The sequence below is a fragment of the Sphingomonas sp. KR3-1 genome (genome assembly GCF_040049295.1).
Taxonomy (GTDB): Bacteria; Pseudomonadota; Alphaproteobacteria; order Sphingomonadales; family Sphingomonadaceae; genus Sphingomonas.
Window position 1 is genome coordinate 2,344,012 of record NZ_JBDZDQ010000001.1, and the last position, 24,459, is coordinate 2,368,470.

A 24,459-nucleotide genomic window follows, 5' to 3' on the forward strand; every position below is an offset into this window, starting at 1 on the left:
AACCAACTGTGTCGTTTATGTAATACACCTACGCCGCCCCGCCAAGGGGGCGCCTGGTCAGCGGCTTTGGGTCTTCACTTCGCTCGCGCGGAAGATCTGCTCGCCCTGCTTCAGCGGATGGAGCTGGCAGCCGCTTTCCGGCGCGCTCGATCCCACGCAATATTGCGCGCCGTCCGCCGCGCCCGTCGCTTCGCCGGTACCGCCCTTGGGCGCCGAGATCCGCACCGGCTGGCCGCTGCCGGCGACCAGCACATGGCAGGTGCCGCTGCTCGAATCGCGGCAGGTGAGTATCAGCTTGCCGCTGGCGAAATCGGCATCGAGCACCAGGCTCACCTGCTGCTTCTCGGTCTTGGCCGAGCAGCCGGCGAGCAGTACCAATGCCAGCACCCCAAACTTGTTCATCTGCATCTCCTTTGCAGGCAGCATAGCGCGGCGGTTCAGCCCGCGTCGCGCGCGTTCTTCAGCGCGTTCCCCCACCAGGTCAGCTCGTCATAGAGATGCCCGATCCAGCGCGTGTCCTTGGCGTCGGGCTCGAAGCTGCCGCTCTTCGCCTTTTCCCACACCCCCATGATGTGCACCGAGGCCTCGAGCGGCGCCATCTGCAGCTCGCGCGCCACCATCGTCAGCTGTTCGATCGATCGTGCCCCGCCATTGCCGCCATAGCCGACAAAGGCCACCGGCTTGCGGTTCCATTCGGCATAGACGAAGTCGAGCGCGTTCTTGAGCACTGCCGGGATGCCGTGATTATATTCGGGGCAGATCAGGATGTAGCCGTCCGCGCTCTTCACCCTCTCGGCCCAGCGCAGCTGAAGCGGATCGGTATAGCCGCCCGCCGCCGGCGGCTTGGGAAAGGGGTAGAAGGGCAGGTCCCACTCCTTCAGGTCGACCAGCTCGCACGCGAGCCCGTCGCGCGCCGCTGCCCCCTCGATCACCCAATTGCCGACCGGCTCCGCCATCCGCCCCTCGCGCACGCTGCCCAGGATGACGAGGATCTTCAGCGGTTCGGCCATGTTCTTCCCTTCATGTCGTTTGCGCTGTCCTACACGGCGCATTTGTGGTTCAGAATGGCCGATGCGCGAACTTGCTCCAATCGCCCATTTGGCTGGTCTTGCCGGCGCCGCGCCGCATGCCCATCTTCCGGGGAACGGCCTCGCGCGTGAATGTCGCGGCTTTTGTGACTTTCCGGCTCCTGCGGGCGATGGAGAGTCAAGAGATTCAACATTTTCGCGGTGGGCCGCCTCGCGGCGCGCGGCGAATCACCGGGCTTCCCGCAACGCACAAATTGCTGTACGGGCCCGCCAACTTACTTCCAGGATAGCATCATGAACCTCCGCAACGTGGCGATCATCGCGCACGTCGACCACGGCAAGACCACGCTCGTCGACCAGCTCTTCCGTCAGTCCGGCACCTTCCGCGACAACCAGCGCGTCGAAGAGCGTGCGATGGATTCGAACGACCTCGAAAAGGAGCGCGGCATCACCATCCTGGCGAAGCCGACCTCGGTCGACTGGACCCCGGACGGCGCCAGCGAGTCGATCCGCATCAACATCGTCGATACCCCCGGCCACGCCGATTTCGGCGGCGAGGTGGAGCGCATCCTCTCGATGGTCGACGGCGTGATCCTGCTCGTCGATTCGTCGGAAGGCGCGATGCCGCAGACCAAGTTCGTCACCGGCAAGGCGCTCAAGCTCGGCCTGCGCCCGATCGTGGTCGTCAACAAGGTCGACCGTCCGGACGAGCGCATCCAGGAAGTGCTCGACGAGGTGTTCGACCTGTTCGTGTCGCTCGACGCGACCGATGAGCAGCTCGATTTCCCGGTGCTCTACGCCTCGGGCCGCAACGGCTATGCCAATGAGGATCCGTCGCTGCGCGAAGGCACGCTCAAGCCGCTGTTCCAGAAGATCGTCGATCACGTGCCGCCGCCGGCGCTCGAAGTCGATGCGCCCTTCACCTTCCTGGTGACGCTGCTCGACCGCGACAACTTCCTCGGCCGCATCCTCACCGGCCGCGTCACCTCGGGCTCGGTCAAGGTCAACCAGCCGATCCACGCGCTCGACATGTCGGGCAAGGTCATCGAGACCGGCCGCGCCTCCAAGATCCTGTCGTTCCGCGGCCTCGATCGCGTGCCGGTCGATCAGGCGCAGGCAGGCGACATCATCAGCCTCGCCGGCCTCGCCGTCGCCACCGTGTCGAACACGATCGCCGATACCTCGGTGACCGAGGCGATCCAGGCGCAGCCGATCGATCCGCCGACGCTGTCGATGCGCTTCGCCGTCAACGATTCGCCGATGGCGGGCCGCGAGGGCAGCAAGGTCACCAGCCGCATGATCCGCGACCGTCTCGAGCGCGAAGCCGAGTCGAACGTCGCGATCAAGGTCACCGAGAGCGAGGACAAGGACTCGTTCGAAGTCGCCGGGCGCGGCGAGCTCCAGCTCGGCGTGCTGATCGAGACGATGCGCCGCGAGGGCTTCGAGCTCGGCATCAGCCGTCCGCGCGTGCTGTTCCGTGAGGACGAGAACGGCAAGAAGACCGAGCCGTACGAGACCGTCGTGATCGACGTGGACGAGGAATTCTCGGGCACGGTCGTCGACAAGATGAACCAGCGCAAGGGCGAGATGACGGACATGCGTCCCTCGGGTGGCGGCAAGACCCGTATCACCTTCTCGGCGCCGTCGCGTGGCCTGATCGGCTATCATGGCGAGTTCCTGTCGGACACCCGCGGCACCGGCATCATGAACCGGCTGTTCGAGAAGTACGGCCCCCACAAGGGCAATATCGAAGGCCGCAAGAACGGCGTGCTGATCTCGAACGGCAATGGCGAGGCCCAGAGCTACGCCCTTGGCCCGCTCGAGGAGCGCGGCATCCTGTTCGTCGGGCACGGCGAGGCGCTCTACGAGGGCATGATCGTCGGCGAGAACGCGAAGACGGATGACCTCGAGGTCAATCCGATGAAGGCGAAGCAGCTCACCAACTTCCGCGCCTCGGGCGGCAAGGACGACGCCGTCCGCCTCACCCCGCCGAAGAAGATGACGCTCGAGCAGGCGATCGCCTATATCGACGACGACGAGATGGTCGAAGTCACGCCGACCAAGATCCGCCTGCGCAAGCGCCACCTCGATCCGCACGAGCGCAAGAAGGCCTCGCGCGCCAAGGCCGCGGCATAAGGCCTTCGGACCGATATAATTCCCCGTCATCCCGGCCTTGCGCCGGGATCCCGCTTCTTCTTCGGAAGGGCAGGATGGCGGACCCCGGCGCAAGGCCGGGGTGACGAAGGGAAGATTCTCGGTCTGGGCCTTTCCTACAGGCTGCGATCTGTGATTAGCTCCGCCCGGTCCCCAGGGGATCGGGCGGAGTTTTTTATGCTGTTGATGGTGCTGGCCCTGATCGCCGCGCAGGATGCGCCGGGCACGCAGAACGCGCCCCGGCAGGCCGCGGACGGCAAGCAGAGCTGGTCGATCCTCAACGATCCCTGCGCCAGCGGCCCGCCGCGCAAGCCCGAGGATATCGTGGTGTGCGGCCAGGGCGCCGAGTCGGTCCCCCGCCTGCCGCTGCCGGACGAGCGCGGGCCGCCCGACCGGCCGATGCCGAGCAACCCGGATGTCAGCGGCATCGGCGCGCTCAATGCCTCGGTCGCGCCGTGCGCGACCCGTTCCGAAGGCTGCACCACCGGCATCAACATCCTCGGCATGGGCACCGCGCTGATCCGCGGCGTCGGCATGCTGGCCGATCCGAACAGCTGCTGCGAGGAGCCGGGCGAGGCGACCAATCCGGTCAAGCTGGTCGGCGATGCGATCCACGGCGTCGGGCGCGCGTTCAAGAAGAAGCCCGACAAGAGCGGCCGCGTCGCCATCGCGCTGGACGACCTGCCGCCGCCGGAGCCGGTGCGGCTGCGCGACCTGGAGGTCCGCGTCCCGCTCCCCTGATTGTCATTGGCACCGGTGTCATCTAGCATCCGTTCAAACAATATCGGGAGGGTCGGATGCGCAAGGCGATGATTGGAGGGCTGGCGATGGTGCTGTCGCTCGGGGCAGCCCAGGCACAGACCGCGCCGCAGGCCAATCCGCAGGATCGCCCGCCGGCGGTGCCGATCAAGGCGTCGAAGATCATCCTGGTCGGCGATTCGACCACCCAGGTGCTGTCGGGCTGGGGTGGCAGCTTCTGCGCCACTCATGTGACCTCGTTTGCCGCCTGCGTGAACCTCGCCCGCGGCGGCCGCAGCACCTATAGCTACCGGGCCGAGGGCAGCTGGGACCTGGCGCTGGCCGAGATGAAGACGCCGGGCTTCGTGAAGACCTACGTCCTCATCCAGTTCGGCCACAACGACCAGCCGGGCAAGCCGGGCCGCTCGACCGACCTCGCCACCGAGTTTCCTGCAAACCTGCGGCGCTATGTCCAGGAAGCCCGTGCCGCGGGTGCCGAGCCGGTCTTGCTCACCCCGCTCACCCGCCGCCAGTTCAAGGCGGGCAAGCTCGACCGCGACCTCGATGCCTGGGCCGAGGCGATCCGCAAGGTCGCGGCGGAGCTGCAGGTGCCGCTGGTCGACCTCAACAAGCGCAGCGCCGATGCAGTCGAGGCGCTCGGCCCGTCGATCGCCAACCGCTTTGCCCAGGTGCCGCCGGCCCGCGAAGTCTCCGCGGCGGCGCTCACCGGCACGACGATCGCCAACCCGACCGCCGCTGCCCCGGCGGCAACCGCCCCGCAGAACAACGCCGCGGTCGAGCCGCTCGGCGATGCCAAGCTCGCGTTCGACTATACCCATCTTGGCCCCGTCGGCGCCGATTTCTTCTCGAAGATGGTGGCCGACGAACTGGCGATCGCGGTGCCGAAGATGCGGCCGCTGCTGGTGCCGTGAGCGGCCTTGCAATGTAGGATTTTGCCTGCTTGGCTCGGGCGGCGGGGCGTCTCGTCCGGCCGCTCTTTGCGATGTAGGAAAGATAGGATCAACCGCCCGCAAGGATGTTGCGGAATGCGGCGCCTTGCCGGGAATTGTGTCAACCTAAGGCGCGCGAAAACCCGTCCTTGGCGTGAACTTTGAAGACTTTGGCGAGTCGCCGCGCGACGCGTTGTTGGAGCCGGCCTAGCTGCCCAGCTCGAGGATCACCGCCCATTCGTCGTCGCGCACCGGCGTGACCGAGAGCCGAGACTGGCGCAGCACTTCAAGCTTGGCGAGGCGCGGCTCGGTCTTGAGCGTCTCGAGCGTCACCGGCTTGGCGAGCTTGCGCACCGGCTTGACCGCGACGCTGGCCCATTTGCCGTCGTCGCCGTCGGGCTGCCAGGCGCGGGTGATCTCCATGATCCCGACCGCGGCCTTTTCGGTGTTCGAATGATAGAACAGTGCCTGGTCGCCCGGCTGCATCTCCTTGAGGAAATTGCGCGCGGTGTAGTTGCGCACGCCGTTCCACTCGGTGGCGCCCTCCTTGATCAGGTCGTCCCAGCCATAGACATCGGGTTCGGAGCGGAGGAGCCAGTAGCGCATGGCGGGTCATTAACCGTCTAAACCCCCGCTTAACAACCGATTCCGAACCAGTTCAGCCGCCGCGCGTTATCCCCCCAACCTCAGCGTCACGACACGTCCTCCTCGGACGGCCGCCGGGCGCCAGCAAGTGAGGAGGAAAGTGATGACCAATTTTGCGAAGAAAGCCCTGCTCGGCGCCGTGATGGGTGCCACCGTGCTCACCGCCGCCGCTCCGGCTGCCGAGGCACAGCGCTATCGTGGCGGCTATGGCCATTATGACCATTATCGTGGCCGCGACAACACCGGCACCGCCGTGGTGGCGGGCATCGCCGGCCTCGCCATCGGTGCCGCGATCGCCGGCAACGATCGCCGCTACGACTATGACCGCGGCTATTACCGTCAGCATGGCTACTACCCGACCGACGGCTATTACTACCGCAACGACTATCGTGCCTATCGCGGTTATTGCGAGACCCGCCGGGTGTACGACCCCTATGTCGGCCACCGCGTGCTCGTCCGCTACTGCCGCTAACTAACTCCTTCGAGGGGGTGGCCTCAGGCCGCCCCCTTGATAGGCTGGGCGCATGGGACATGATTCGCGCCTCCAGCCTTCCGATCCTTCCGACCCCTATCGTCGGGAGGCGCAGACCTTCCCCGAGCTTTCGGACGACATGGCCGAGCGCGTCTCGGCGTTCGGCAGCATCGAGGATCTGCCCGAGGGCGGCGCGCTGTTCGAGCGGGGCGACCGCAGCGTCGACTTCTTTCTGATCCTCGACGGTGCCGTCGAAGTGCTCGACATCGACGCCAAGGGCCAGGAATGCATGGTCCACCTCCACGGGCCGCGCCAGTTCACCGGCGAGCTCGACCTGTTCAACGACCGCAAGATCCTGGTCACCGCCCGCGCCCGTCCCGGCACGCGCGTCGTCCGGGTGGGCCGCACCGAGTTCCGCCGGCTGATCGCCGCCGAGCCCGACATCGGCGAAGTGGTGATGCGCGCCTTCATCCTGCGCCGGGTGGGGATGATGCTCCACGGCGAGGCGGGGATCGCCCTGATCGGCCCGGGCCACGGCGCCGACACCGCCCGCATCGAGACCTTCCTGCGCCGCAACGGCGTACCGCATCGCCGCATCGACACCGAGGCGGAGGTGGATGCCGGCGGCTTCCTCGAATGCTTCCACCTGACCCCGGCCGACCTGCCGGTGGTGGTGGTACGCGGCCAGGCGCTGCGCAGCCCGAGCAACGGCCAGGTCGCCGATGCGCTCGGCCTCACCGTCGAATTGGACCAGAGCCATGTCCATGATGTCGCGGTGGTCGGCGGCGGGCCGGCGGGACTGGCTTCGGCGGTCTATGCGGCGTCCGAGGGGCTCGACACCATCGTCATCGAATCGATCGCGCCGGGCGGGCAGGCGGGGACCAGCTCCAAGATCGAGAATTACCTGGGCTTCCCCACCGGCATCTCGGGCCAGGCGCTGGCCGGGCGGGCGCAGGTGCAGGCGCAGAAATTCGGGGCGCGGCTGCTGATCTCGCGCTCGGCGGCGGGGCTCGACTGCAGCCAGGTGCCGTTCACCGTCGAGCTCGACGACGGGACCAAGGTCCAGGCGCGCTCGGTGGTGGTCGCCACCGGTGCGCGCTACCGCAAGCTCGACTTGCCGCGCTATGCCGAGCTGGAGGGCAACGGCATCTATTACGCCGCCACCGCCATGGAAGCGGGACTGTGCGCCAACCAGGAAGTGGTGGTGGTCGGCGGCGGCAATTCGGCGGGGCAGGCGGCGATGTTCCTCTCGAAGAGCGCCGGGCACGTCCATATGCTGGTGCGTGGACCCGGCCTGGCCGAGACGATGTCGCGCTACCTGATCGAGCGGATCGAGGCGTCCGACCGGATCACGCTCCATCCCTTCACCGAAGTGACCGAGCTGGCAGGGGACCGGCACCTGACCGGGCTCAGCTGGACGCATCGCAAGACCGGCGAGGCGCAGGACCGTGAGGTGGGCGCGCTGTTCGTCATGATCGGCGCGGTGCCCTCGACCGACTGGCTCAACGACTGCCTCGAGCTCGATCCTGCCGGCTTCGTGAAGACCGGCAGCGGCGAGACCTTCTTCTGCTCGTCCAAGCCGGGGATCTTCGCGGTCGGCGACGTCCGCTCGGGCTCGGTCAAGCGCGTCGCCTCCGGGGTGGGCGAGGGATCGGTGGTGGTCTCCTCGATCCATCGTTATCTTGAAAGCCAGCGCCAATAGCGGCAAAGGGCTGGCCCATGAGTGATACGCCTCCCGACCGCCTGTCGGTCAACCAGAACAGCCCCTTTTTCCAGCGCGAGCTGCTGGAGCGCGGCATCGGCATCCGCTTCAAGGGCGTCGAGCGCCGCGACGTCGAGGAATATTGCATTTCCGAAGGCTGGATCCGCGCCGCGCTCGGCAACAAGGTCGACCGCAAGGGCAACCCGCTGACCATCAAGCTCACCGGCCCGGTCGAGGCCTGGTTCGAGCGGCCCGCCGAAGGGGCTGCGGACGAGGGCGGCGAGGGCTGATCTTCAACCGGCCGGTTGAACGATTCGTTGAATCCGTTGACTCGCTTTCATGCGTGAGCCGACGCTCAACCAGATGGTTGAACGTTTCGTTGACTAGGGCGCGGCAAGTTCGCGCCTGAGGTCTCGACGGTGAGAAAGAGCCTGCCGCAAGTGGCGGACGGAATCCTACATTTCAAGGGCAGAGCCCTACCTCCAGCCTCGTCATCCCCGCGAAGGCGGGGATGACGGCTGAGAAGAGGGGCTATGCGAACGCCGCGCGTGCCGCATCCTCGAAAGCCTGGAGGGCAGCCATATGGGGGAAGGGGCCGTGGCTGATCCGGGCGACGCCGGTTTCCGCCACTGCTCTTGCCTCGGGGGCGCCGGGGAAGGCCATGAAGTTCACCGGCAGCGGCACTGCCCTCGCCACGCGCTCGAGCAGCGCGAGATCGGCCAGGCCGGGGACGAAGAAGCCGCTGGCGCCGGCATCGGCATAGGCCTTGCCGCGCTCGATCGCCGCATCGGCCATCGCCGCGTCATGCGTGTCGCCCGGGGCGATCAGGAAGATGTCGGTGCGGGCGTTGAGGAAGAAGTCCGGGCCGACGGTCCAGCGGATCGCGGCGATGCGGGCGGACTGGTCCTCGACACTGTGCATCACCCGCGTCGCGGTGCCGTGGCTGGCGACGACCTGGTCTTCGAAATTGCAGCCGATCGCGCCGGTGGCGGCAAGCTTCTCGACATTGGCGGCGACGGCGTCGGGATCGACGGCATAGCCGCCTTCGAAATCGACGCTCACCGGCAGTGCCACCGCAGCGCAGGTCCGCCGGGCATTGGCGAGCGCGAGATCAAGCGGCAGGCCCTCGGCATCGTCGCAGCCATGCGCGGTGGAGACCGAGGCGCTGCCGGTGGCGATCGCCTTCGCCCCGGCACGCTCGGCGACGCGCGCGCTGCCTGCATCCCACACGTTGAACAGGATCAGCGGATCGCCGGGCACGTGGAGCGCGGCAAAGCTCTGGAACTTGGCGGACATCAAACAAAACCCCTCTTGTTCACTTATTGTTCTATAAGGGTAATGACGCTACGGCAAGGGGGCGTGGGCTTCCGCTATTAGCTTCGCCATTCCGCGAAGGCGGGGAATCCAGAGCCAAGCGGAGCCCGCCGGGCAGAGTAACCCGGGATCCCCGCCTTCGCGGGGATGATGGTTTTGTATTTGGGCGCGGCGCCTAGTGCAGCCGGGCACCGGCCGGGGCGTGGCGCGGGGCGTGCGCAGCCACCGTGTCGGCAACCTGGAAGCGCGCGGCGCTGTCGGCCAGCGCCTCGACTTCGTCGCTTAGCTTGCGCGCGGTGGCGGAGGTTTGCTCGACCATCGCGGCGTTCTGGGTGGTGCTCGCTTCCATCGTGCTGACCGCCGAGCTGATCTTGCCGATCGCGGCGGCCTGGGTCTGGTTGTCCTCGGCCATCGCGCCGAGCAGGACATGGACCTGCTCGACATGCTCGGAGATGTTGCCGAGCGCGCCGCCGACCTTCTCGACCGCGCCGACGGCATGGGCGATGTCGCCCTGAGTGACGGTGAGCTGCTCGCGGGCGCGCTTGGCTTCCTCCTCGGCGCGCATCGCAAGCGCGGAGACGAGATCGGCGACCACCGCGAAGCCGCGGCCCGCCTCGCCGGCGCGGCCAGCCTCGACCGCGGCGTTCATCGCCAGCACGCGCGTCTGGAACGCGATCTTGTCGAGCCCCTCGATGACGTCGTCGATGCCGCGGGCGCTGTCGGACACGCGGCCCATCGCGCTGACGACCTCGTCGGCGACGCCCTTGCTGTCACGCACCGTCTCGATCGCCTGGTCGGCGCGGGCGACGATGCCGTCGGCGCTCATCGCGATCGCCTTGAGGCGGTGGTCCATCTGGCCGATCGCCTCGCTGGTCTGCTCGAGCGTGTGCGCGGCATTCTCGGTGCGGCGGGCGAGATCCTCGGACGCGGCAGCGATCTCTGTCGAGGCGGACTGGATCGCCTCGGCGCCCTGGCCGACCGAGCCGATCAGCGTGCTGAGGCTGTCGACGGCGAGCGTGAAATCGGCCTCGAGCGCGGCATAGGCGGCGGGAAGCCGGCCGGCCAGGCCGGTGCGCAGATCGCCCTTGGCGAGCGCGGCGAGGCTTACGCTGACCGTCTCCAGCGTCGCGGTGAGCTCGCGCTCGTGGCGGGCGCGCTCGCTGGCGGTGCGCGTCTCGATCTCGGCGCGCTGGCGGGTGCCGGCGTTGAGCGCATCGATCAGCCCGGTCAGGCGCGAGGTGAGGAAGACGAGCGCACCGGTCTCGGCGATCAGGATCACGGCGTGGAGCAGGATGCGGCCGATGCCGCCGCCATTGAGGAACACCCAGCGCGGCACGAGCATGCCGAGGCCGAGATGGTGGAGCGCGACCACGGTGGCGCCCGCCACGACGGCGCGCCAGTCACACAGCATCGCCGTGGTCGAAAGCGCCGCGAAGAACAGCATGTGGAGATCGACCTGCCAGGGCTGGCCCTGGAAGACGAACAGCATCACCGCCGGCTGCGCGACCATCGTCATCGTGACGGCCATGCGCGCGGTCGCGTCGATGCGGCCGCTGAGCGCCTGCCAGATCGGCCAGGCAGGGAGCGCGAGCGCCAGGAAGGCGGCGAACCCCTCGTTGTTCGTCTCGACGAAGAAGGTACCCGCGACCGTGGCCAGCGCCATCGCGCCCATCAGCGCGGCGAGCAGCTTCATGCCGGCGCGGCGCATCGCATCGAGGGAAAGCTCGGTCATGTTCAGGATTCCGATTGGGGCAGGCCGCAGATGCGCGGGTTGCCGGTGACGAGGATCATGCCGTGGCGAAGCGCGGCGGGGAGCAGGCGGGCGCGGTCACCCGAGACGAAGCGCGATCCGGGGATCGGGCCGAAGCCGGCCAGCGTGGCGCCGGCGCCGAGCGCGGCATCCTCGACGGCGGCGGCGTTGGCGGGGGCGATCGGCACGAGCAGCATCATGCCCTGGGCCGGCGGCGCGATCGCGAGCAGGCCGGGGGCGAGCAGCAGCATCGCCTGCGCGGCGATCGCCAGCGGCAGGCCGCGGCGCCCGGCGCACGGAAGGGCGGAGCTTTGGTCCACCCCTATTTATAGAGGGAATGGGGCGGATTGGGGGAGGTGAGAACGCATGCGAACGCTGTCTCGTCCTCCCACCAACCCCGGGGTGCGTCCAAACTCCCCTCCCTTGCAGGGAGGGGAGAAGGCAGCTTTGGAAGCGCCCTAGTGCACGAAGCGGGCGACCACGTCGCGGTAGGAGCGGCTGACCTTCACCTGGGCGCCCGAATCGAGCACCAGGAAGCATTCGCCATTGGTGTGCGGCTTGACCTGCTTGACCAGGTCGAGATTGACGATGGTCGAGCGGTGGACGCGCTGGAAGCGCCGCGGGTCGAGGCGCTTCTCGAGGTCCTTCATCGTCTCGCGCAGGATCAGCGTGTTGTCGCCGGTGTAGATGCACATGTAATCGCCGGCGGCGTCGATCCGCTCGATCGTATCGACGTCGACGCGGAAGATCTGGCCGCGGTCCTTGATGTTGATCAGCTTCTCGAAGCGGTTCGAAGCGACTTCGCCGTCGCCGGCGGAAGCGGCCATCTCGTCGGCAGTGTCGGGCGCGACTTCGGCGAGCACTTCCTTGAGCTTCTCGACCTCTTCGGCGCCGCGCTTCTCGGTGAGGCGCTGGCGGACGCGGTCGAGCGTGTCGGCGAGGCGCGAGGGCTCGACCGGCTTCATCAGATAATCCATCGCCTGCGCCTCGAAGGCACGGATCGCGTGGTCGCTATAGGCGGTCACGAAGACGAAGAGCGGCGGCTCGATCTCCATCAGCCCCTGGACGACGGAGAAGCCGTCGAAACCGGGCATCTGGATGTCGAGGAAGACGAGATCGGGCTTGTGGGTCTTGATGGCGCGGATCGCTTCGCGCCCGTTGGAGCATTTGTCGATGATCTCGACATCGTCATATTCCTGGAGGCGGAGCTCAAGCCCCTGAATTGCCAGGGGTTCGTCGTCTACCAGGATGGTGCGGATTGTCATGCGGCCTCTCGGTTCGGTTCCTCGATCTGGAACGGTATCTCGATCTCAACGCTGAACCCCTTCCCTGGGTCCGAACGCGTCTCGAATCGATGGTCAGGCCCATAAGCCTGGGCCAACCGCTCCTTGATATTGGCGAGCCCCACGCCAGTTGAAAGGGTCGGCCGCGGCCTGGCTTCGATCAATCCCGGACCCGTATCGGATACGGCGATCTGCACTCGTTCTCCGGCGAGCCGAGCCGAGACGGTGATATCGGCGCCCTCTTCCTGCGGCGTGACGGCATATTTGATCGCATTCTCGACCAGCGGCTGGAGCAGCAGCGAGGGCAGCCGGGCCATGGCGACGCGCTCGTCGATCTCGAAATGGGTGCGCAGCCGCTCGTCGAAGCGCATCTTCTCGATCTCGAGATAGAGCTTGAGCGTCTCTGCCTCCTGCTGGAGCGTGACGTGCGCGGTCGGCTCGTTGGCGAGCGTGTAGCGCAGGAAGGACGACAGGCGGCTCAGCATGATGTTGGCGCGCTCGGTCTGCTTCAGGAGCACCAGCGTCGAGATCGAGTTGAGCGTGTTGAACAGGAAATGCGGGTTGAGCTGGTAGCGCAGCATCGCCAGCTGGGCCTGGCTGGCCTGCATCTCGAGCGCCTGCATCTGGTCGATCTGTTGCTCGACGACGAGATAGAAGTTCACCGCGAAATAGAGCGCGGACCAGCCGGCGAGCACGGTGAAGTTGATGAACACCGTGCCCATCACCAGCGACAGGGTGATGCCGGGCGCGGGACGGTCGCCGACGAAGGAGAAGGTGAAGGCGTCGAGCAGCGCATAGGCCGCGGTGGCGAGGCCGAGCGTCGCCAGCGTCAGCAGGATCGAAGGGACGCGCGGCATCTTGCGATAGGTGCGGTAGAGCGCCGAGAGCAGCAGCGTCAGGCAATAGCCGATGATCGTCTCGGTCAGCCCGGCGATCGCACGCGCGACCGGGTCGGCGCCCGAGACGGAGGAGACGGTGCGCAGCAGGAGGTAGCCGGTCCAGCCGCCGGCCTGGAGCATCCAGAAGGCGCGGTTCTTGTCCTCGAAGAACGGACGCGACAGCGCGGCCGGCGGCTTGGGCTGCTGCACGAGGAAGGGAGAGCTGGGATCGAGGGTAGCCACGCCTTGCCTCTAACACCGCTGACAGGCGGGGGCAAAGAGGGGTAGGCTGAGGATCTGCCGGCGACAGACCGGGACAGGACAGGAGAGCGAGGATGGAGCAGGGCGACGAACGCGCGCAATTCCATGCGATGGCCGAGGGCACGGCCGAGGACTGGGCGATCATCGGCGGGGCGTTCCGCGGCTTCGCCGGCGGGCTGCCCGACCGGGTCCTGACGCATCTCAAGCTGCTCGACGGCGATTTCGGCGGCTTCGCGATCGACCGGCTGCAGCATTCGCTGCAGACCGCGACCCGGGCGCACCGCGACGGGCAGGGCGAGGACTATGTAGTGATGGCGCTGCTCCACGACATCGGCGACACGCTGGGCAGCTACAACCATCCCGAGATCGCGGCCGCGATCCTGCGCCCCTTCGTCAGCGAGGAGCTGCACTGGATCGCCGACAAGCACGGCGCCTTCCAGGGCTATTATTTCTTCCACTATCTCGGGATGGACCGCGACATCCGCGAGAATTTCCGCGGGCATCCGCATTTCGAGGCGTGCGCGGAATTCTGCGAGAAATACGACCAGGCCGCGTTCGACCCGGCTTATGACAGCGCGCCGCTCGCTTTCTTCGAGCCGATGGTCCGGCGGGTGTTCGCGCGGCCGGTCAACAGCATCTACGCGCGCGCCGCCGCGCCGGCCTGAGCGTTCCCCAAATGAAAACCGCCGCCCCGTTTCCGGAGCGGCGGTGTTCCTTGCCGAAGCGGCTGGGGGCTGGCTTAGAAGCCGACCACCAGGGTGCCGCTGACGGTGCGCGGCGAGCCGATATAGGCGTTGCGCACGCTGAAGTTCGACACGTTGCCGCTGAAGCCGGCGACGTAGAGCGTGTCGAACAGGTTGGTGACGTTGACCTGCAGGAAGGTCGAGTCGTTGAGGCCAGCCCAGGTCAGCGGGATACGAGCGTCGAGATCGACGATCGTGTAGGCCGGGGTCCGCGCGCCATAGACCTGGTAGTTGGTGGTCACGCCGTTGAGCGTGTAGCTCTGCAGGACCGGCAGGTTCTGGTCGTTGATGTAACGCGGACCGGTACGCTTGGCCTGCGCACCGAGCTGGACGACGTCGAGGTTGAGCTCGGCGCGGGCACCCACCGTGAAGGTCGGCGCACCGGCTTCGCGCTTGCCGTCGGTCGCGGCATAGATGTTGAGCGCGGTCGGGCTGCAGAAACCGCCAATACCGTTCGAGGTGGTGCCGGCATTGGCCTGCGCGACGGTGCACTCGCCGGTGACGACGTTGTCGCGGATCTTCGACTTCAGGTACGAACCGAAGACGTAGAAGGTCGCCTGACGGACCGGCTGGAAGGCCACGCTGCCATCGAAGCCATACTTATCGACCGTGCCCAGGTTGCGGTAGATCGTCACGTCCAGATCGGGATCATAGGCCGATGCGAGACGGTTGTTGAACCGCGTGTACCAGCCCGAGATCTGCGCCTGGATCTTGCCCGAGCGGTACCGCAGGCCGACGTCGAAGTTGTCCGAAGTCTCGGCCTTCGGCTTGGCGCGCGCATCGCCCGCCGGGAAGGCGAACGAGTTGTACAGGTTGTCGGTGCCCGGAACCTGCAGGCCCTTCGAGTAGCTGCTGTACGCCGACAGCGCCGGGGCGATGTCGAACGTCACGCCTGCGCTGGGCAGGAGCTTGCTGTAGTTGAACTCACGGCTCTGCGGTGCCGCATAGGTCGGGTTCGCGGTGAGGAACGCGGCCTGCATGGCGGGATCGTTGAAGCAGTCGACGAAGCCGATGTTGCTGCCCGATTCCGAGACGCAGAAGTTGTTCAGCTTGCGCTTGAAGAACGGTGCGCGGAGGCCGACGTTGAAGGTCAGCGCGTCGTCGAAGAACTTGCCACGATATTCGCCCGAAACCTGGTCGAGGATCGCGAACGACTTGCGGTTACGCTTCTGGATCGGGTTGCCCGACTTGTCGAGTAGCGGCTCGAGCTTCGGGAACACGTGCAGCGCGTAGCCGTCCTGCTTCAGGATGCCGACTTCACCGGTCTGGCGGTGACGGCCGTAATCGTGCGTGTAGGCGAGACGCAGCGTGTTGTTCTCGTCGAAGTCATAGCGCAGCGACGAGACCAGGATGTAGCGGTTGGTCTCGGTGTGGCTCGGTGCGTAGAGTTCGACGCCGTTCGTGGTCGCGCTGAGCGCGCCGGTCGTGGCGTTGCGGACCGGAGTGTCGAGGATGTCACCGTCGCCGTTCAGATCGATGCCGCCGAAATAGGGCTGGCCACCGATATAGCCGTAGAGCGGGGTGGTGATGGCAGCGTTCGAGCCCGAAGCGGCGCGACCGTAGAAGCCTTCGTTACCCTTGACTGCGCTCGAGCCGCCATTGGCGCGGGTGTACTGGTAGCTCGGGTCGACCGTGAGGACGAGGCCGTCAGCCAGCGTGAAGCGCGAGCTGGCGCGGATGTTCGCCGTGTTCGACGGGTTGTAGCTGTAGTCGTACGCCGTGCCGCAGGTGGTCGGCACGTCGGCGACGCCGGTCTGGGCCACGTCGATGTTGCAGGTGCCCTGGTTGTAGAAGCGCTCGTCGCGGGTCAGCGGGAAGCGGTTCGACGAGGCAGTGCCGACAACGCGCGGAGCCGAGTTCAGCACCTGGTTCGGCGCAGTGCCCGAGACCGTGCGAACGGTCGTGTCGGTGCGCAGGAAGCCCGACGTGAAGTTGCCGTTGCGGTTGATGTTCAGGTGGCCCGAGAGCGAGACGAAGTCGCCGTTGCTGCCGATCGGCTGGTACAGCTTGGCGTTATACTGGCTCTTATCGGTGCCGCTGCCCGGGTTGTACGGGTTCTTGTTCTCGGCATGGCTCGCGGCGATCCACATGCGGGTGCCGAACGAGGTCAGGTTGCCGGTATCGACAACGCCGAAGATGCGCATGAAGTCCCACTCGCCGATCGAGCCCTGGACGCGGACGTGGAAGTCCTCGGTGGGGTTGCGCGAGCGATAGTTGACGGTCGAGCCGGTGGCCGCCGCGGTCGGGCTGTCGACGTCGGTCGAGCCGAGGCTGACGTTGACCTGCTCGATCAGCTCGGGATCGAGCTGCTGGTTCGAATAGATCGCATAGTTGCCCGTGTCGTTCAGCGGAATGCCGTCGAAGGTCTGCGAGATGCGGCTCGAGTCGAAGCCGCGGATGGTCAGCGTGCCGCCCGACGAACCATAGGGATCGTTGTTCTGGAAGCTGACGCCCGGCATCAGGTTGATCGTCTCGTTGATCGACTGGCCGGGAACCTGGCGCTGGATGATCTCGGAGGTCAGGACCTGGCGGGTCTTCGACGTGTCAGGAACTTCCACGCCGCCAACGCCATGCACCTTGGTGCCGGTCACGACGATCGTGGTGTTCTCTTCGGCGTCGATCGTGCCGGTCGACTGCGCGTACGCGGCCCCCGGGATCAGCAGCGCGGCAAAAGCCACGCCCGCAAAAAGCTTGGTGCGCATTAGAGGTGTTTCCCTTTCGGTGTGTGCTTATCGTGTGCACTGAAACGCGGTGCGGTTCACCGTCGTCGCCGCCCATGCGAGTAATTTATGTCGGACCTGTGACAGTCAATCCGAGTCCTGTGGAGTGCAGTGGTTAATCTGCGATTCAGGATTGTTGCGTTGCAAAAAAGTCACGCCGATTTGCCAACGATCTCAAGCCAATCGCCCTCCGAAATCACGCGAATCCCGAGCTCCGCGGCCTTTTTGAGCTTCGAGCCGGCGCCGGGCCCGGCGATCACGATATCGGTCTTCGCGGACACCGATCCCGCGACTCGGGCGCCCAGCGATTCGGCCTGGGCCTTGGCCTCGTCGCGGCTCACCGCCTCCAGCGTGCCGGTGAAAACCAGTGTCTTGCCCGAGACTTCCGATTCGCGGGTTTCGACGATGAACGGCGGCGGCGCGACCTCGCCGAGCAGGTCTTCCCAGACCGCGCGATTGTGCGGCTCGTGGAAGAAATCGGCGAGCGCCTGGCCGACCGCGCCGCCGACATTCTCGACTCCGATCAGCTCGGCGACGGCCTTGTCGAGCCGTGCGCGATGCTTGGTCTCGGTCTCCCCGATCACTGCGGGAGTCGCGTCCCGCAGTGCGATGATCGCGTCGGCGAGCGCCTGGAGCGCCGGCAATGTTGCATAGCGTTTCAACAGGTCTCGCGCGGTGATCGCGCCGATATGGCGGATGCCGAGCCCGAACAGCAGCCGGGCTGCATCGGGCGCGCGCTTGGCCTCGATCGCGGCGAGCAGCGCATCGACCGACCTTTCCTGCCAGCCCTCGCGGCCGAGCAGTTCCTCGCGGTGGGCGGCGAGGCGGAAGATGTCCGCCGGCTCCTTGATCCAGCCGAGATCGAGGAACTCGACCAAAGTCTTCTCGCCCAGCCCCTCGATATCCAGCGCGCCGCGGCTGACGAAATGCTTGAGCCGCTCGAGCCGCTGCGCGCCGCAGATCAGCCCGCCGGTGCAGCGGATATCGACCTCGCCCTCCTCGGCCACCGCTTCGGAATCGCAGATCGGGCAATGGGTCGGGAAGGACCAGGCGGGCCGATCCTCGTCGCGGGTGAGGTTTTCGACGATCTGCGGGATCACGTCGCCGGCGCGCTGGAGGACGACGCGGTCGCCGGGGCGCACGCCGAGCCGGGCGATCTCGTCGGCATTGTGCAGCGTCGCGTTGCGCACGACGACGCCACCGACCGTGACCGGCTCGAGCTTGGCGACGGGCGTGAGCTTGCCGGTGCGGCCGACCTGGATCTCGATGTCGTTGAGCGTCGTCTGGGCGCGCTCGGCGGGGAATTTGTGCGCCAGCCCCCAGCGCGGAAAGCGGCCGACAAAGCCGAGCCGGGTCTGCCAATCAAGCCGGTCGACCTTGTAGACGACGCCGTCGATGTCGAAGGGCAGGTCGGCGCGCACTGCCTCGATCGTCTTGTACTGCGCCAGCGCGGTTTCGAGATCGACGGGGCCGACGAACAGGTCGGAGACCGGGAAGCCCATTGCGCCGATTGCCCGGATCACTTGCGCCTGGGTCTCGCCGGGGAGCGCGGTGGTTTCGCCCCAGCCCCAGGCGAGGAAGCGCAAGGGGCGCGCGGCGGTGACGGCGGCGTCCTTCTGGCGGAGCGAGCCGGCCGCGGCGTTGCGCGGATTGGCGAACTGACGCGCTTCCTTGCCGTTCTCCTCGGCCTCGGCGAGCAGGCGGGCATTCAGGGCCGCGAAATCCGCCTTCGCCATGTACACTTCGCCGCGGACCTCGAAGATCTCGGGCGCACCGGCGATCGTCTGCGGAATGTCGGTGATCGTGCGGGCGTTGGGCGTGACGTCCTCGCCGATCTGGCCGTCGCCGCGGGTGAGCGCCTGGACGAGCGTGCCCTTCTCGTAGCGCAGCGAGCAGGAGAGCCCGTCGATCTTGGGCTCGGCGGTGAGTGCGATCGCCTCGGCGTCGCCCAGGTTGAGGAAGCGGCCGACGCGGCCGAGGAAATCGCGCACGTCCTCGTCGTTGAAGCCATTGTCGAGGCTGAACATCGGCCGGGCATGCGCGACCTTGGCGAGCGCGCCGGCGGGCGCCGCGCCGACCAGCTTCGAAGGCGAATCGGCGCGGACCAGATCGGGGAATGCCGCCTCGATCGCGGTGTTGCGCCGCATCAGCGCGTCATAGTCGGCGTCGCTGATCTCGGGCGCGTCCTCGGCGTGATAGAGCCGATTGTGGTGCGCGATCTCGGCGGCGAGCGTCTCGAGCTCGGCGGCGGCTGCTTCCGGAGTCTGGGGGATCGGATCCATGAAATGGGGCTAGGAGATCGGACCCAGTTCGATCAAGAGGCGAGCGCGGAGGTGATCATGGAATTCACGCTCGAACCGGTTGGCTTTGTACGCGGCGGACGCGCAGAAGTGCGTGACGACGATTGGGACCGCGAGCGGGCGGTGATCGAACTCGATGCGCGCTTCGGGCCGGAGGCTCTGGCCGGGCTCGGCGACTTCAGCCATGCCGAGATCGTCTTCCTGTTCGACAAGGTATCCGAGGCCGGCGTGCAGACCGGTGCGCGCCACCCGCGCGACCGCGCCGACTGGCCGCTGGTCGGCATCTTCGCCCAGCGCGGCAAGAACCGGCCCAATCGGCTGGGCGTGACCGTCTGTGGGGTCGAGCGGGTCGAGGGGACGCGGCTGCACGTGCGCGGGCTCGATGCGATCGACGGCACCCCGGTGCTCGACATCAAGCCGGTGCTGCAGGGCTTCCTGCCGCGCGGCGAGATGCGCGAGCCGGCATGGGCGGGCGAGCTGATGGCGGGCTATTGGGCGTGAGGCGCTGGCTTCGCCGGGCAGGCGCGGCGCTGCTCTGGATCGTGGTGGTCCTGTGCCTGGCCGCGACGATCGCACCCTTCTTCCTCGACCGCGTTTATTATCGCGGGCCGGCGAGCGGCCATTTCGACGGGCGGCGCTTCTTCAATCCGGATGGCGAGGCGCTCGACGTGTCGCCGGCGCGGCGCAACCGGCTGCTGTGGCAGCAGGTGTTCGGCGATCCGACGCGGCCGGCCTGGCCCGACAAGGTGGCGGTGATGCCGGACAAGCCGCCGGCGCGGGTGGACGGCGGGGCGATGCGCGTCACCTGGATCGGGCACGCCACGGTGCTGGTGCAGGCCGACGGCGTCAACATCCTCACCGATCCGGTGTGGAGCGACCGCGCCGGGCCGTTCGGCATCGGGCCGCAGCGCGTCGCCGAGCCGGGGGTGCGCTTCGCCGACCTGCCGAAGATCGACCTCGTCCTCGTCAGCCACAATCACTACGACCATATGGACCTGGCGACGCTGCGCCGGCTGTGGGATCGCGACCGGCCGGCGATCGTCACCTCGCTCGGCAACGACACGGTGATCGGTGGGGCGGGCGTGCCGGCACAGGCGCGCGATTGGGGACAGCGTGTTGTGCTGCGCCCCGGCGTGGCGGTGACGGTCACCCGCAGCCATCATTGGGACAGCCGCTGGTTCACCGATCGCGACCGCGCCTTGTGGTCGAGCTTCGTGGTGACGCTGCCGCACGGCAATTTCTTCTTCGCCGGCGACACGGGGCTGGGCGATGGCAAATGGCCGGCCGAGGCCGCGGCGCTCGGGCCGATCCGCTTCGCTGCGATCCCGATCGGCGCCTTCCGTTTCGACGAGGGGCAGCTCGCCGGCGCCAGCCATATCGGGCCGCAGGGCGCGATCCGGGTGTGGGACGGGCTCGGCCGCCCGTTCGCGCTGCCGGTGCATTGGGGCACCTTCCGCCTGTCGCGCGAGGGCTATGCCACGCCGCCGCAGATGCTGCGCGGCATGCTGCGCTGCGCGGGCGAGGATCCCGCGCGGTTTGCGGCACGGCGGATCGGCGCGGGGTTCGACGTGCCGGCGCTCGGCGCGGTGCCGCCGGCGCCCGACTATGCGGGCCTGGACATTTGCATCCGAAAGGGTCGCTTCGACGCGCTGCGATGACTTTCGCTTTGCCTTGGGCGCGCTAGGCTGCCGGTTCTCAAAAGGGGGAGAATCAGGATGCGCAAGTTCATCATGCTCGCCGTGATCGCGGGAATGGCAACCGCCGCCGCGCCGGTCCAGGATCACAAGGAAGGCAGCGTGCCCAACGAAGCACGCGACATGATGCGCTCGATGGGCGCCGGCCTGAAGGGCAAGAAGCTCAAGGAGGCGATCGTGGAGGCCGAGAAATCGCCGCTCGGGAGCAAGGCGAACCCGGTGCGCGAGAACATGCCCCAGGGGCAGGTCGCCTATCTGCGCAAGCTGCGCTGCGCGGACGGGGCCGCGCCAGGCTTCCATCGGGCGGGCAATGTCGGGTCGGGGCCCTATGGCTTCATCGTCGATCTCTACAAGGTGACCTGCCCGGGCCAGGCGCCGGTCGACGTCTTCATCGACATGTATCATGACGGCGGCGAGAAGCGGCCGGTGCCGGGCTTCGCCATCGCCAACTGAATCGGGCGCCAGCTGAATCGCGCGGCCTCGTTTCAGTTCGGCGCACACCGCTTTCCCAAATGCTTGAAGGGACTCGGGCGCCGGGTTTATCGTTCACCCGGAATCGGGAGGGGTGCCCAAGTGAACGACCGCGCGGCCAGCGCTTCGCGCCGCTATGACACGACGATCGACCGTGCCGGGCTCGCGCTCGGCGCGGGCAGCGCGCTTGCCGGGCTGATCGTGATCGGGCTGCTGCTGCTCGGCGGCAAGCGCGACGCATTGAGCCTGGTCGGCGGCTGGATGATCGGCAGCCTGATTGCCGGGATCGCGATCACCGCGGTGGGCGGCCCGCTCTGGCTGGTGATGCACGTCGCCGGGCTGCGCCGCGCCCGCCATGCCGCGCTGGTCGGCGCGGTCACGGCGCTCGCCATCTTCGTCGGCGCGCAGACCTATGGCTTCGGGCTGTTCGAGATGCCGCCGATGGACAATCGCGCGCTGCTGTTCCGCTGGATCAGCGCGCTCGCCTCGAGCGGCATCCTGGCGCTGTTCGCCGGGGCCACGGCGGTGCTGATGTGGCGCATCGCCTATCGCCGCGAGTCCTAGTTACTGCGCGCATTCCCCGGTGCGGTGGCCGTTGAGCAGCATCGTCATCACCACGCGCTGCGCCGGATCGGCGGGCTTGCGATCGACATCGAGGCGGATGGCGAAGCGCTCCGCCGCATAGCTGCCCGATACCGCGACATCGACGGTGTCGCCCGGCGCATCGCCCTTGCAGTCGAGCGTGCCCTCGAACTTGCCGCCGCCCATGGTCAGGCGCTTGTAGTGGCAGTCGCTGCCCATGATCTCGAAGATCTGCGCGGGCTCGGGCGCGGCGAGGACGGTGCCGCTGTGGCAGACGCTGTCGACCTTCTTCTCTCCCTTGGCCGCGGCGATCTTCGCATCGCGCTCCGGACCGGCGGGCACGCCCGGCAAGTCGAGCGCGGTCAGCTCGATCGAGCGCTCCCATTGCCCCATGCGCATCGGCCCGCCCGGCTTCGCCTTGGCATAGGCGTCCGCGACCTGCGCCGCGCTCACATCGGTCACCGTGAAGCCGTCGCTCGCCTGGCCGGCGCCGGTGAGCAGCACCAGCGCGGCGGCGGCCAGGGGCATGGCACTCGCGCGCATCAGATCTTGCACTCGCCCAGGCGCTTGCCGGTGACGCGCAACGTGACCGAGGATTCCTTCGGCTGGCCGGTCATCGTCTGGCTCTGCTTCATCGTCAGGTCATAGGCATTGGCGTTCTGCGTGCCGGCGATCGACACGCTCGATTTGCCGCCGGGGACGTCGCAGTTCATCACCGCCTCGACCTTGCCGCCGACCGAATAGTATTTGGTGAAGCGGCAGGTCTGCGACATCGCCGGGAATTTGGAGACGTCGAACGGCTTGCTGTCCGCAGCGGTGCGGCAGCCGGTGCGCTTCTGCGGCGGCTTGCCGACCTGGGCCTTGAGCGGGGCGACCTGCGCCTCGGTCGCGCCGCCGGCCTCGAGCCCGATCATCTGCATCGTCTCTTCCCACTGGCCTGCCTTCTGGACGGGCGCCTTGGCCTCGGCGGCGGTCGCCTGCTTGGCGACTTCCTCCATGCTCGCATTGTCGAGCCGGATCTCGCCGGTCTGGCGCGCGCTCTCCTCGGTCGAGGGCCCCTTGTTGCAGGCGGCGAGGGGGAGCAGCAGCGCTCCGGCGGCGAGGATGGTCAGGCGCATGCGGTTTCCCCTGGGGTGTGGCGGTTGCGCCAGCCACACCCGATGTTGCGGGGGAATACAAGCCTCGATCCGCGGCGGCGACGAGGAGCAGGGTGCGGGCGAGCTGACTTTTGAACCAAATGGGTTCTTATTGTTCTTGATATGTTCTAATGGGCTTCCCACTTCTGCGGCAGGGAGATGGGCAGATGGCTTTGAGTCGATCGAATTCTCGAAAAGTCGAAACCGCATTCGCGATCTATCTGCGGACGGGATATCGCGCGGCGCCGGGCGTCGAGCTCAAATTCAATCCCTGGCACGATACTGGGAACGGGCGTTTCACCTTCGTCGGCCAGGGGCGCTATTATCAGAACGGCAGCTATCAGGACCGCGACGCGGAGCGAGGCATCCAGCAGCGCGACCGCGACGCCGGCGCGAAGGACATACACGACGCTTATGGCGGGCGTCGGGTACCGTCGGCGCGGGATCCCTATGTTCCCGACTACGGCGATGCGAGTCCGTGGCATCCGGCGAACTGGAAGGTCTATACAGTCGGACCTGGCGACAGCCTGACCAGCATCGCGCGGATGCGGAAGGGTTTGACCGTCAAGTATCTCGCCGATTTCAATCGCATTCCAATAGGCAAACTACGAATTGGGCAGACGCTCATGCTGCCTACGCAGCGTGCACTCGATGAGGGACGGGATGCACGCAGCAAGTTCATGGCGCTTGCGCTGTACATGGGGACGCACGGCGGACAGATGCCGCCCAATCGCGCGCTGCCATCGGTGGCGGAGCAGATCAGCGCGACATATCGAAAGATTTCAGCGAACGGCTATCTTTATGAGCTGGATTTGGCTGATCGATTTAAGCGTGTGACGGGCACGCTAACTCGGAATAGGGCGCAGGGCCGTTCTCGGAAAGCGCAAGAGCTGGCGGGAGGATCTGATCGGCTACCTAAGGACCATGGCGGCCATGTCATTGCGCGTAGGTTCAACGGCCCCAAAGACTGGTTCAATCATTTTGCCCAAGATGGTTCTTTCAACCAAACGGAATATGCCGCGCTTGAGAGGAGTTGGGATAAGGCGATGGACGCGGGTCACACGGTGCGGATCGATATTCGAGCTAGCTACGAAGGCATATCGCGCAGGCCAAGCTGGATCACCGCCTATTATTGGTTTGATGGGGAACGCCGAGTTCGCAGGTTCCCAAATGTGCGACAGAGGAAAACGCCATGACCAGAAAATCACTAGAGGACTGTCTTCAGGCGATTGGCCAAGCGATATCGGATGAGGTTGATGGCGATCCCGATGGCGCGTTTCTGTACGCAGAAGTAGGGCCGGGTATGGTCTATGATCTTCTGTTTCTAGAGAGAGAGGACTATGTCGAATGCATCGACACCAGTAACGCGCTTTCAGAAGCGCTGCTTGACGCTTGGTATGCGTCTGATCCCCGCAAGGTATGGGCGACTATATCATACGCCGTCGTCGGAAACGCGTTCGACGCTAGTTTCCAATATTCCGATGAACTTGCCCAAGAGGAGGATCCCGAAGACCGAAGCCGCCGGGTATTGAAGGCGAGATACGGCGACAAGCCGATCAAATATCCGCCGCCGCCGTCGGATGCGATGGAGTTGTAGAGCCGGCGCGATTGCTACCGCGCACCCTACTTCCCATATTC

General features: G+C 66.7%; 25 protein-coding genes. 13 read left to right on the forward strand and 12 right to left on the reverse strand.

Going from position 1 to position 24,459, the window contains the following annotated elements; genetic code table 11:
• Positions 1–57: 57 nt before the first annotated feature.
• Together ABLE38_RS11600 and ABLE38_RS11605 are read right to left on the reverse strand one after the other, a co-directional pair.
• Positions 58–402, reverse strand: a complete 345-nt coding sequence (locus tag ABLE38_RS11600; protein ID WP_348974296.1) for a hypothetical protein — start codon at positions 400–402, stop codon at positions 58–60.
• Between the two features lie 35 nt (positions 403–437).
• Positions 438–1,010, reverse strand: coding sequence for an NAD(P)H-dependent oxidoreductase (locus tag ABLE38_RS11605; protein WP_348974297.1), 573 nt, complete (start codon positions 1,008–1,010; stop codon positions 438–440).
• Positions 1,011–1,322: 312 nt separating this feature from the next.
• Between ABLE38_RS11605 and typA the strand changes: the two genes are divergently transcribed.
• The 3 genes from typA to ABLE38_RS11620 all read left to right on the forward strand — a co-directional run bounded on the left by typA (position 1,323) and on the right by ABLE38_RS11620 (position 4,852).
• Positions 1,323–3,164, forward strand: a complete 1,842-nt coding sequence (gene typA, locus ABLE38_RS11610) for a translational GTPase TypA (RefSeq protein WP_348974298.1) — start codon at positions 1,323–1,325, stop codon at positions 3,162–3,164.
• A 195-nt stretch (positions 3,165–3,359) separates the two neighbouring features.
• Positions 3,360–3,923 (forward strand): hypothetical protein, encoded by a 564-nt coding sequence (locus ABLE38_RS11615; protein WP_348974299.1) that lies wholly within the window; start codon positions 3,360–3,362, stop codon positions 3,921–3,923.
• A 56-nt stretch (positions 3,924–3,979) separates the two neighbouring features.
• Positions 3,980–4,852: a rhamnogalacturonan acetylesterase gene (locus tag ABLE38_RS11620; RefSeq protein WP_348974300.1), complete on the forward strand. Its 873-nt coding sequence runs from the start codon at positions 3,980–3,982 to the stop codon at positions 4,850–4,852.
• Positions 4,853–5,077: 225 nt separating this feature from the next.
• Here the strand turns inward: ABLE38_RS11620 and ABLE38_RS11625 are convergent, their stop codons facing one another.
• On the reverse strand, positions 5,078–5,476 hold the full coding sequence (locus ABLE38_RS11625) for an EVE domain-containing protein (RefSeq protein WP_348974301.1): 399 nt from the start codon (positions 5,474–5,476) through the stop codon (positions 5,078–5,080).
• A 142-nt stretch (positions 5,477–5,618) separates the two neighbouring features.
• Here ABLE38_RS11625 and ABLE38_RS11630 point away from each other — a divergent pair, with 142 nt between their 5' ends.
• The 3 genes from ABLE38_RS11630 to ABLE38_RS11640 are packed head-to-tail and all read left to right on the forward strand — an operon-like array spanning position 5,619 to position 7,979.
• A complete protein-coding gene (locus ABLE38_RS11630; protein WP_348974302.1) occupies positions 5,619–5,987 on the forward strand; it encodes a hypothetical protein in 369 nt (122 codons plus the stop codon).
• A gap of 52 nt (positions 5,988–6,039) precedes the next feature.
• On the forward strand, positions 6,040–7,689 hold the full coding sequence (locus tag ABLE38_RS11635) for an FAD-dependent oxidoreductase (protein WP_348974303.1): 1,650 nt from the start codon (positions 6,040–6,042) through the stop codon (positions 7,687–7,689).
• Between the two features lie 17 nt (positions 7,690–7,706).
• Entirely contained in the window at positions 7,707–7,979 is a 273-nt protein-coding gene (locus ABLE38_RS11640) for a DUF3297 family protein (RefSeq protein WP_348974304.1), read from the forward strand.
• A 241-nt stretch (positions 7,980–8,220) separates the two neighbouring features.
• Here ABLE38_RS11640 and ABLE38_RS11645 read toward each other — a convergent pair whose 3' ends face one another.
• From ABLE38_RS11645 to ABLE38_RS11665, 5 genes are all read right to left on the reverse strand, one after another.
• Positions 8,221–8,985, reverse strand: a complete 765-nt coding sequence (locus ABLE38_RS11645; RefSeq protein WP_348974305.1) for an isocitrate lyase/phosphoenolpyruvate mutase family protein — start codon at positions 8,983–8,985, stop codon at positions 8,221–8,223.
• Between the two features lie 193 nt (positions 8,986–9,178).
• Positions 9,179–10,735, reverse strand: coding sequence for a methyl-accepting chemotaxis protein (locus ABLE38_RS11650; protein ID WP_348974306.1), 1,557 nt, complete (start codon positions 10,733–10,735; stop codon positions 9,179–9,181).
• A 2-nt stretch (positions 10,736–10,737) separates the two neighbouring features.
• Positions 10,738–11,073: a hypothetical protein gene (locus tag ABLE38_RS11655; RefSeq protein ID WP_348974307.1), complete on the reverse strand. Its 336-nt coding sequence runs from the start codon at positions 11,071–11,073 to the stop codon at positions 10,738–10,740.
• A 138-nt stretch (positions 11,074–11,211) separates the two neighbouring features.
• Positions 11,212–12,018, reverse strand: coding sequence for a LytTR family DNA-binding domain-containing protein (locus tag ABLE38_RS11660; protein ID WP_348974308.1), 807 nt, complete (start codon positions 12,016–12,018; stop codon positions 11,212–11,214).
• Complete coding sequence (locus ABLE38_RS11665; RefSeq protein ID WP_348974500.1) at positions 12,015–13,055, reverse strand: sensor histidine kinase; 1,041 nt, start codon at positions 13,053–13,055, stop codon at positions 12,015–12,017. The genes ABLE38_RS11660 and ABLE38_RS11665 overlap by 4 nt, the downstream gene beginning before the upstream one ends.
• A 194-nt stretch (positions 13,056–13,249) precedes the next feature.
• Between ABLE38_RS11665 and ABLE38_RS11670 the strand changes: the two genes are divergently transcribed.
• Positions 13,250–13,840 carry an HD domain-containing protein gene (locus ABLE38_RS11670; RefSeq protein WP_348974309.1) on the forward strand — a complete coding sequence of 197 codons (591 nt, stop codon included), beginning with the start codon at positions 13,250–13,252 and terminating at the stop codon, positions 13,838–13,840.
• A 74-nt stretch (positions 13,841–13,914) separates the two neighbouring features.
• Here ABLE38_RS11670 and ABLE38_RS11675 read toward each other — a convergent pair whose 3' ends face one another.
• Positions 13,915–16,620 (reverse strand): TonB-dependent receptor, encoded by a 2,706-nt coding sequence (locus tag ABLE38_RS11675; RefSeq protein WP_348974310.1) that lies wholly within the window; start codon positions 16,618–16,620, stop codon positions 13,915–13,917.
• A gap of 170 nt (positions 16,621–16,790) precedes the next feature.
• Complete coding sequence (gene ligA, locus ABLE38_RS11680) at positions 16,791–18,920, reverse strand: NAD-dependent DNA ligase LigA (RefSeq protein ID WP_348974311.1); 2,130 nt, start codon at positions 18,918–18,920, stop codon at positions 16,791–16,793.
• A gap of 57 nt (positions 18,921–18,977) precedes the next feature.
• Here ligA and ABLE38_RS11685 point away from each other — a divergent pair, with 57 nt between their 5' ends.
• The 4 genes from ABLE38_RS11685 (at position 18,978) to ABLE38_RS11700 (ending at position 21,667) form a co-directional block, all read left to right on the forward strand.
• Entirely contained in the window at positions 18,978–19,439 is a 462-nt protein-coding gene (locus ABLE38_RS11685) for an SAM-dependent methyltransferase (protein ID WP_348974312.1), read from the forward strand.
• Complete coding sequence (locus ABLE38_RS11690; protein WP_348974313.1) at positions 19,436–20,596, forward strand: MBL fold metallo-hydrolase; 1,161 nt, start codon at positions 19,436–19,438, stop codon at positions 20,594–20,596. The genes ABLE38_RS11685 and ABLE38_RS11690 overlap by 4 nt, the downstream gene beginning before the upstream one ends.
• A gap of 57 nt (positions 20,597–20,653) precedes the next feature.
• Positions 20,654–21,085, forward strand: coding sequence for a hypothetical protein (locus tag ABLE38_RS11695; RefSeq protein ID WP_348974314.1), 432 nt, complete (start codon positions 20,654–20,656; stop codon positions 21,083–21,085).
• A gap of 120 nt (positions 21,086–21,205) precedes the next feature.
• Positions 21,206–21,667 (forward strand): hypothetical protein, encoded by a 462-nt coding sequence (locus ABLE38_RS11700; RefSeq protein ID WP_348974315.1) that lies wholly within the window; start codon positions 21,206–21,208, stop codon positions 21,665–21,667.
• Here ABLE38_RS11700 and ABLE38_RS11705 read toward each other — a convergent pair whose 3' ends face one another.
• Entirely contained in the window at positions 21,668–22,228 is a 561-nt protein-coding gene (locus ABLE38_RS11705) for a DUF3617 family protein (RefSeq protein WP_348974316.1), read from the reverse strand.
• Positions 22,228–22,803, reverse strand: coding sequence for a DUF3617 family protein (locus ABLE38_RS11710; protein WP_348974317.1), 576 nt, complete (start codon positions 22,801–22,803; stop codon positions 22,228–22,230). Before ABLE38_RS11710 ends, ABLE38_RS11705 begins: the two co-directional genes overlap by 1 nt.
• 185 nt (positions 22,804–22,988) lie before the next feature.
• On the opposite strand from ABLE38_RS11710, the gene ABLE38_RS11715 reads away from it, so the two are divergent.
• Together ABLE38_RS11715 and ABLE38_RS11720 are read left to right on the forward strand one after the other, a co-directional pair.
• Positions 22,989–24,017, forward strand: a complete 1,029-nt coding sequence (locus tag ABLE38_RS11715; protein WP_348974318.1) for a DNA/RNA non-specific endonuclease — start codon at positions 22,989–22,991, stop codon at positions 24,015–24,017.
• A complete protein-coding gene (locus ABLE38_RS11720) occupies positions 24,014–24,418 on the forward strand; it encodes a hypothetical protein (RefSeq protein ID WP_348974319.1) in 405 nt (134 codons plus the stop codon). Before ABLE38_RS11715 ends, ABLE38_RS11720 begins: the two co-directional genes overlap by 4 nt.
• The last annotated feature ends 41 nt before the right edge of the window (positions 24,419–24,459 follow it).

Excerpts from the sequence above, each read along its gene's own strand:
- typA (WP_348974298.1), top strand. The coding sequence starts at position 1,323 with ATGAACCTCCGCAACGTGGCGATCATCGCGCACGTCGACCACGGCAAG.
- ABLE38_RS11640 (WP_348974304.1), top strand. The coding sequence starts at position 7,707 with ATGAGTGATACGCCTCCCGACCGCCTGTCGGTCAACCAGAACAGCCCC.
- ABLE38_RS11685 (WP_348974312.1), top strand. The coding sequence starts at position 18,978 with ATGGAATTCACGCTCGAACCGGTTGGCTTTGTACGCGGCGGACGCGCA.
- ABLE38_RS11650 (WP_348974306.1), bottom strand. The coding sequence starts at position 10,735 with ATGACCGAGCTTTCCCTCGATGCGATGCGCCGCGCCGGCATGAAGCTG.
- ABLE38_RS11630 (WP_348974302.1), top strand. The coding sequence starts at position 5,619 with ATGACCAATTTTGCGAAGAAAGCCCTGCTCGGCGCCGTGATGGGTGCC.
- ligA (WP_348974311.1), bottom strand. The coding sequence starts at position 18,920 with ATGGATCCGATCCCCCAGACTCCGGAAGCAGCCGCCGCCGAGCTCGAG.
- ABLE38_RS11705 (WP_348974316.1), bottom strand. The coding sequence starts at position 22,228 with ATGCGCGCGAGTGCCATGCCCCTGGCCGCCGCCGCGCTGGTGCTGCTC.
- ABLE38_RS11720 (WP_348974319.1), top strand. The coding sequence starts at position 24,014 with ATGACCAGAAAATCACTAGAGGACTGTCTTCAGGCGATTGGCCAAGCG.
- ABLE38_RS11660 (WP_348974308.1), bottom strand. The coding sequence starts at position 12,018 with ATGACAATCCGCACCATCCTGGTAGACGACGAACCCCTGGCAATTCAG.
- ABLE38_RS11635 (WP_348974303.1), top strand. The coding sequence starts at position 6,040 with ATGGGACATGATTCGCGCCTCCAGCCTTCCGATCCTTCCGACCCCTAT.
- ABLE38_RS11620 (WP_348974300.1), top strand. The coding sequence starts at position 3,980 with ATGCGCAAGGCGATGATTGGAGGGCTGGCGATGGTGCTGTCGCTCGGG.
- ABLE38_RS11670 (WP_348974309.1), top strand. The coding sequence starts at position 13,250 with ATGGAGCAGGGCGACGAACGCGCGCAATTCCATGCGATGGCCGAGGGC.
- ABLE38_RS11600 (WP_348974296.1), bottom strand. The coding sequence starts at position 402 with ATGAACAAGTTTGGGGTGCTGGCATTGGTACTGCTCGCCGGCTGCTCG.
- ABLE38_RS11695 (WP_348974314.1), top strand. The coding sequence starts at position 20,654 with ATGCGCAAGTTCATCATGCTCGCCGTGATCGCGGGAATGGCAACCGCC.
- ABLE38_RS11665 (WP_348974500.1), bottom strand. The coding sequence starts at position 13,055 with ATGCTCCAGGCCGGCGGCTGGACCGGCTACCTCCTGCTGCGCACCGTC.
- ABLE38_RS11715 (WP_348974318.1), top strand. The coding sequence starts at position 22,989 with ATGGCTTTGAGTCGATCGAATTCTCGAAAAGTCGAAACCGCATTCGCG.
- ABLE38_RS11625 (WP_348974301.1), bottom strand. The coding sequence starts at position 5,476 with ATGCGCTACTGGCTCCTCCGCTCCGAACCCGATGTCTATGGCTGGGAC.
- ABLE38_RS11710 (WP_348974317.1), bottom strand. The coding sequence starts at position 22,803 with ATGCGCCTGACCATCCTCGCCGCCGGAGCGCTGCTGCTCCCCCTCGCC.
- ABLE38_RS11615 (WP_348974299.1), top strand. The coding sequence starts at position 3,360 with ATGCTGTTGATGGTGCTGGCCCTGATCGCCGCGCAGGATGCGCCGGGC.
- ABLE38_RS11645 (WP_348974305.1), bottom strand. The coding sequence starts at position 8,985 with ATGTCCGCCAAGTTCCAGAGCTTTGCCGCGCTCCACGTGCCCGGCGAT.
- ABLE38_RS11605 (WP_348974297.1), bottom strand. The coding sequence starts at position 1,010 with ATGGCCGAACCGCTGAAGATCCTCGTCATCCTGGGCAGCGTGCGCGAG.
- ABLE38_RS11675 (WP_348974310.1), bottom strand. The coding sequence starts at position 16,620 with ATGCGCACCAAGCTTTTTGCGGGCGTGGCTTTTGCCGCGCTGCTGATC.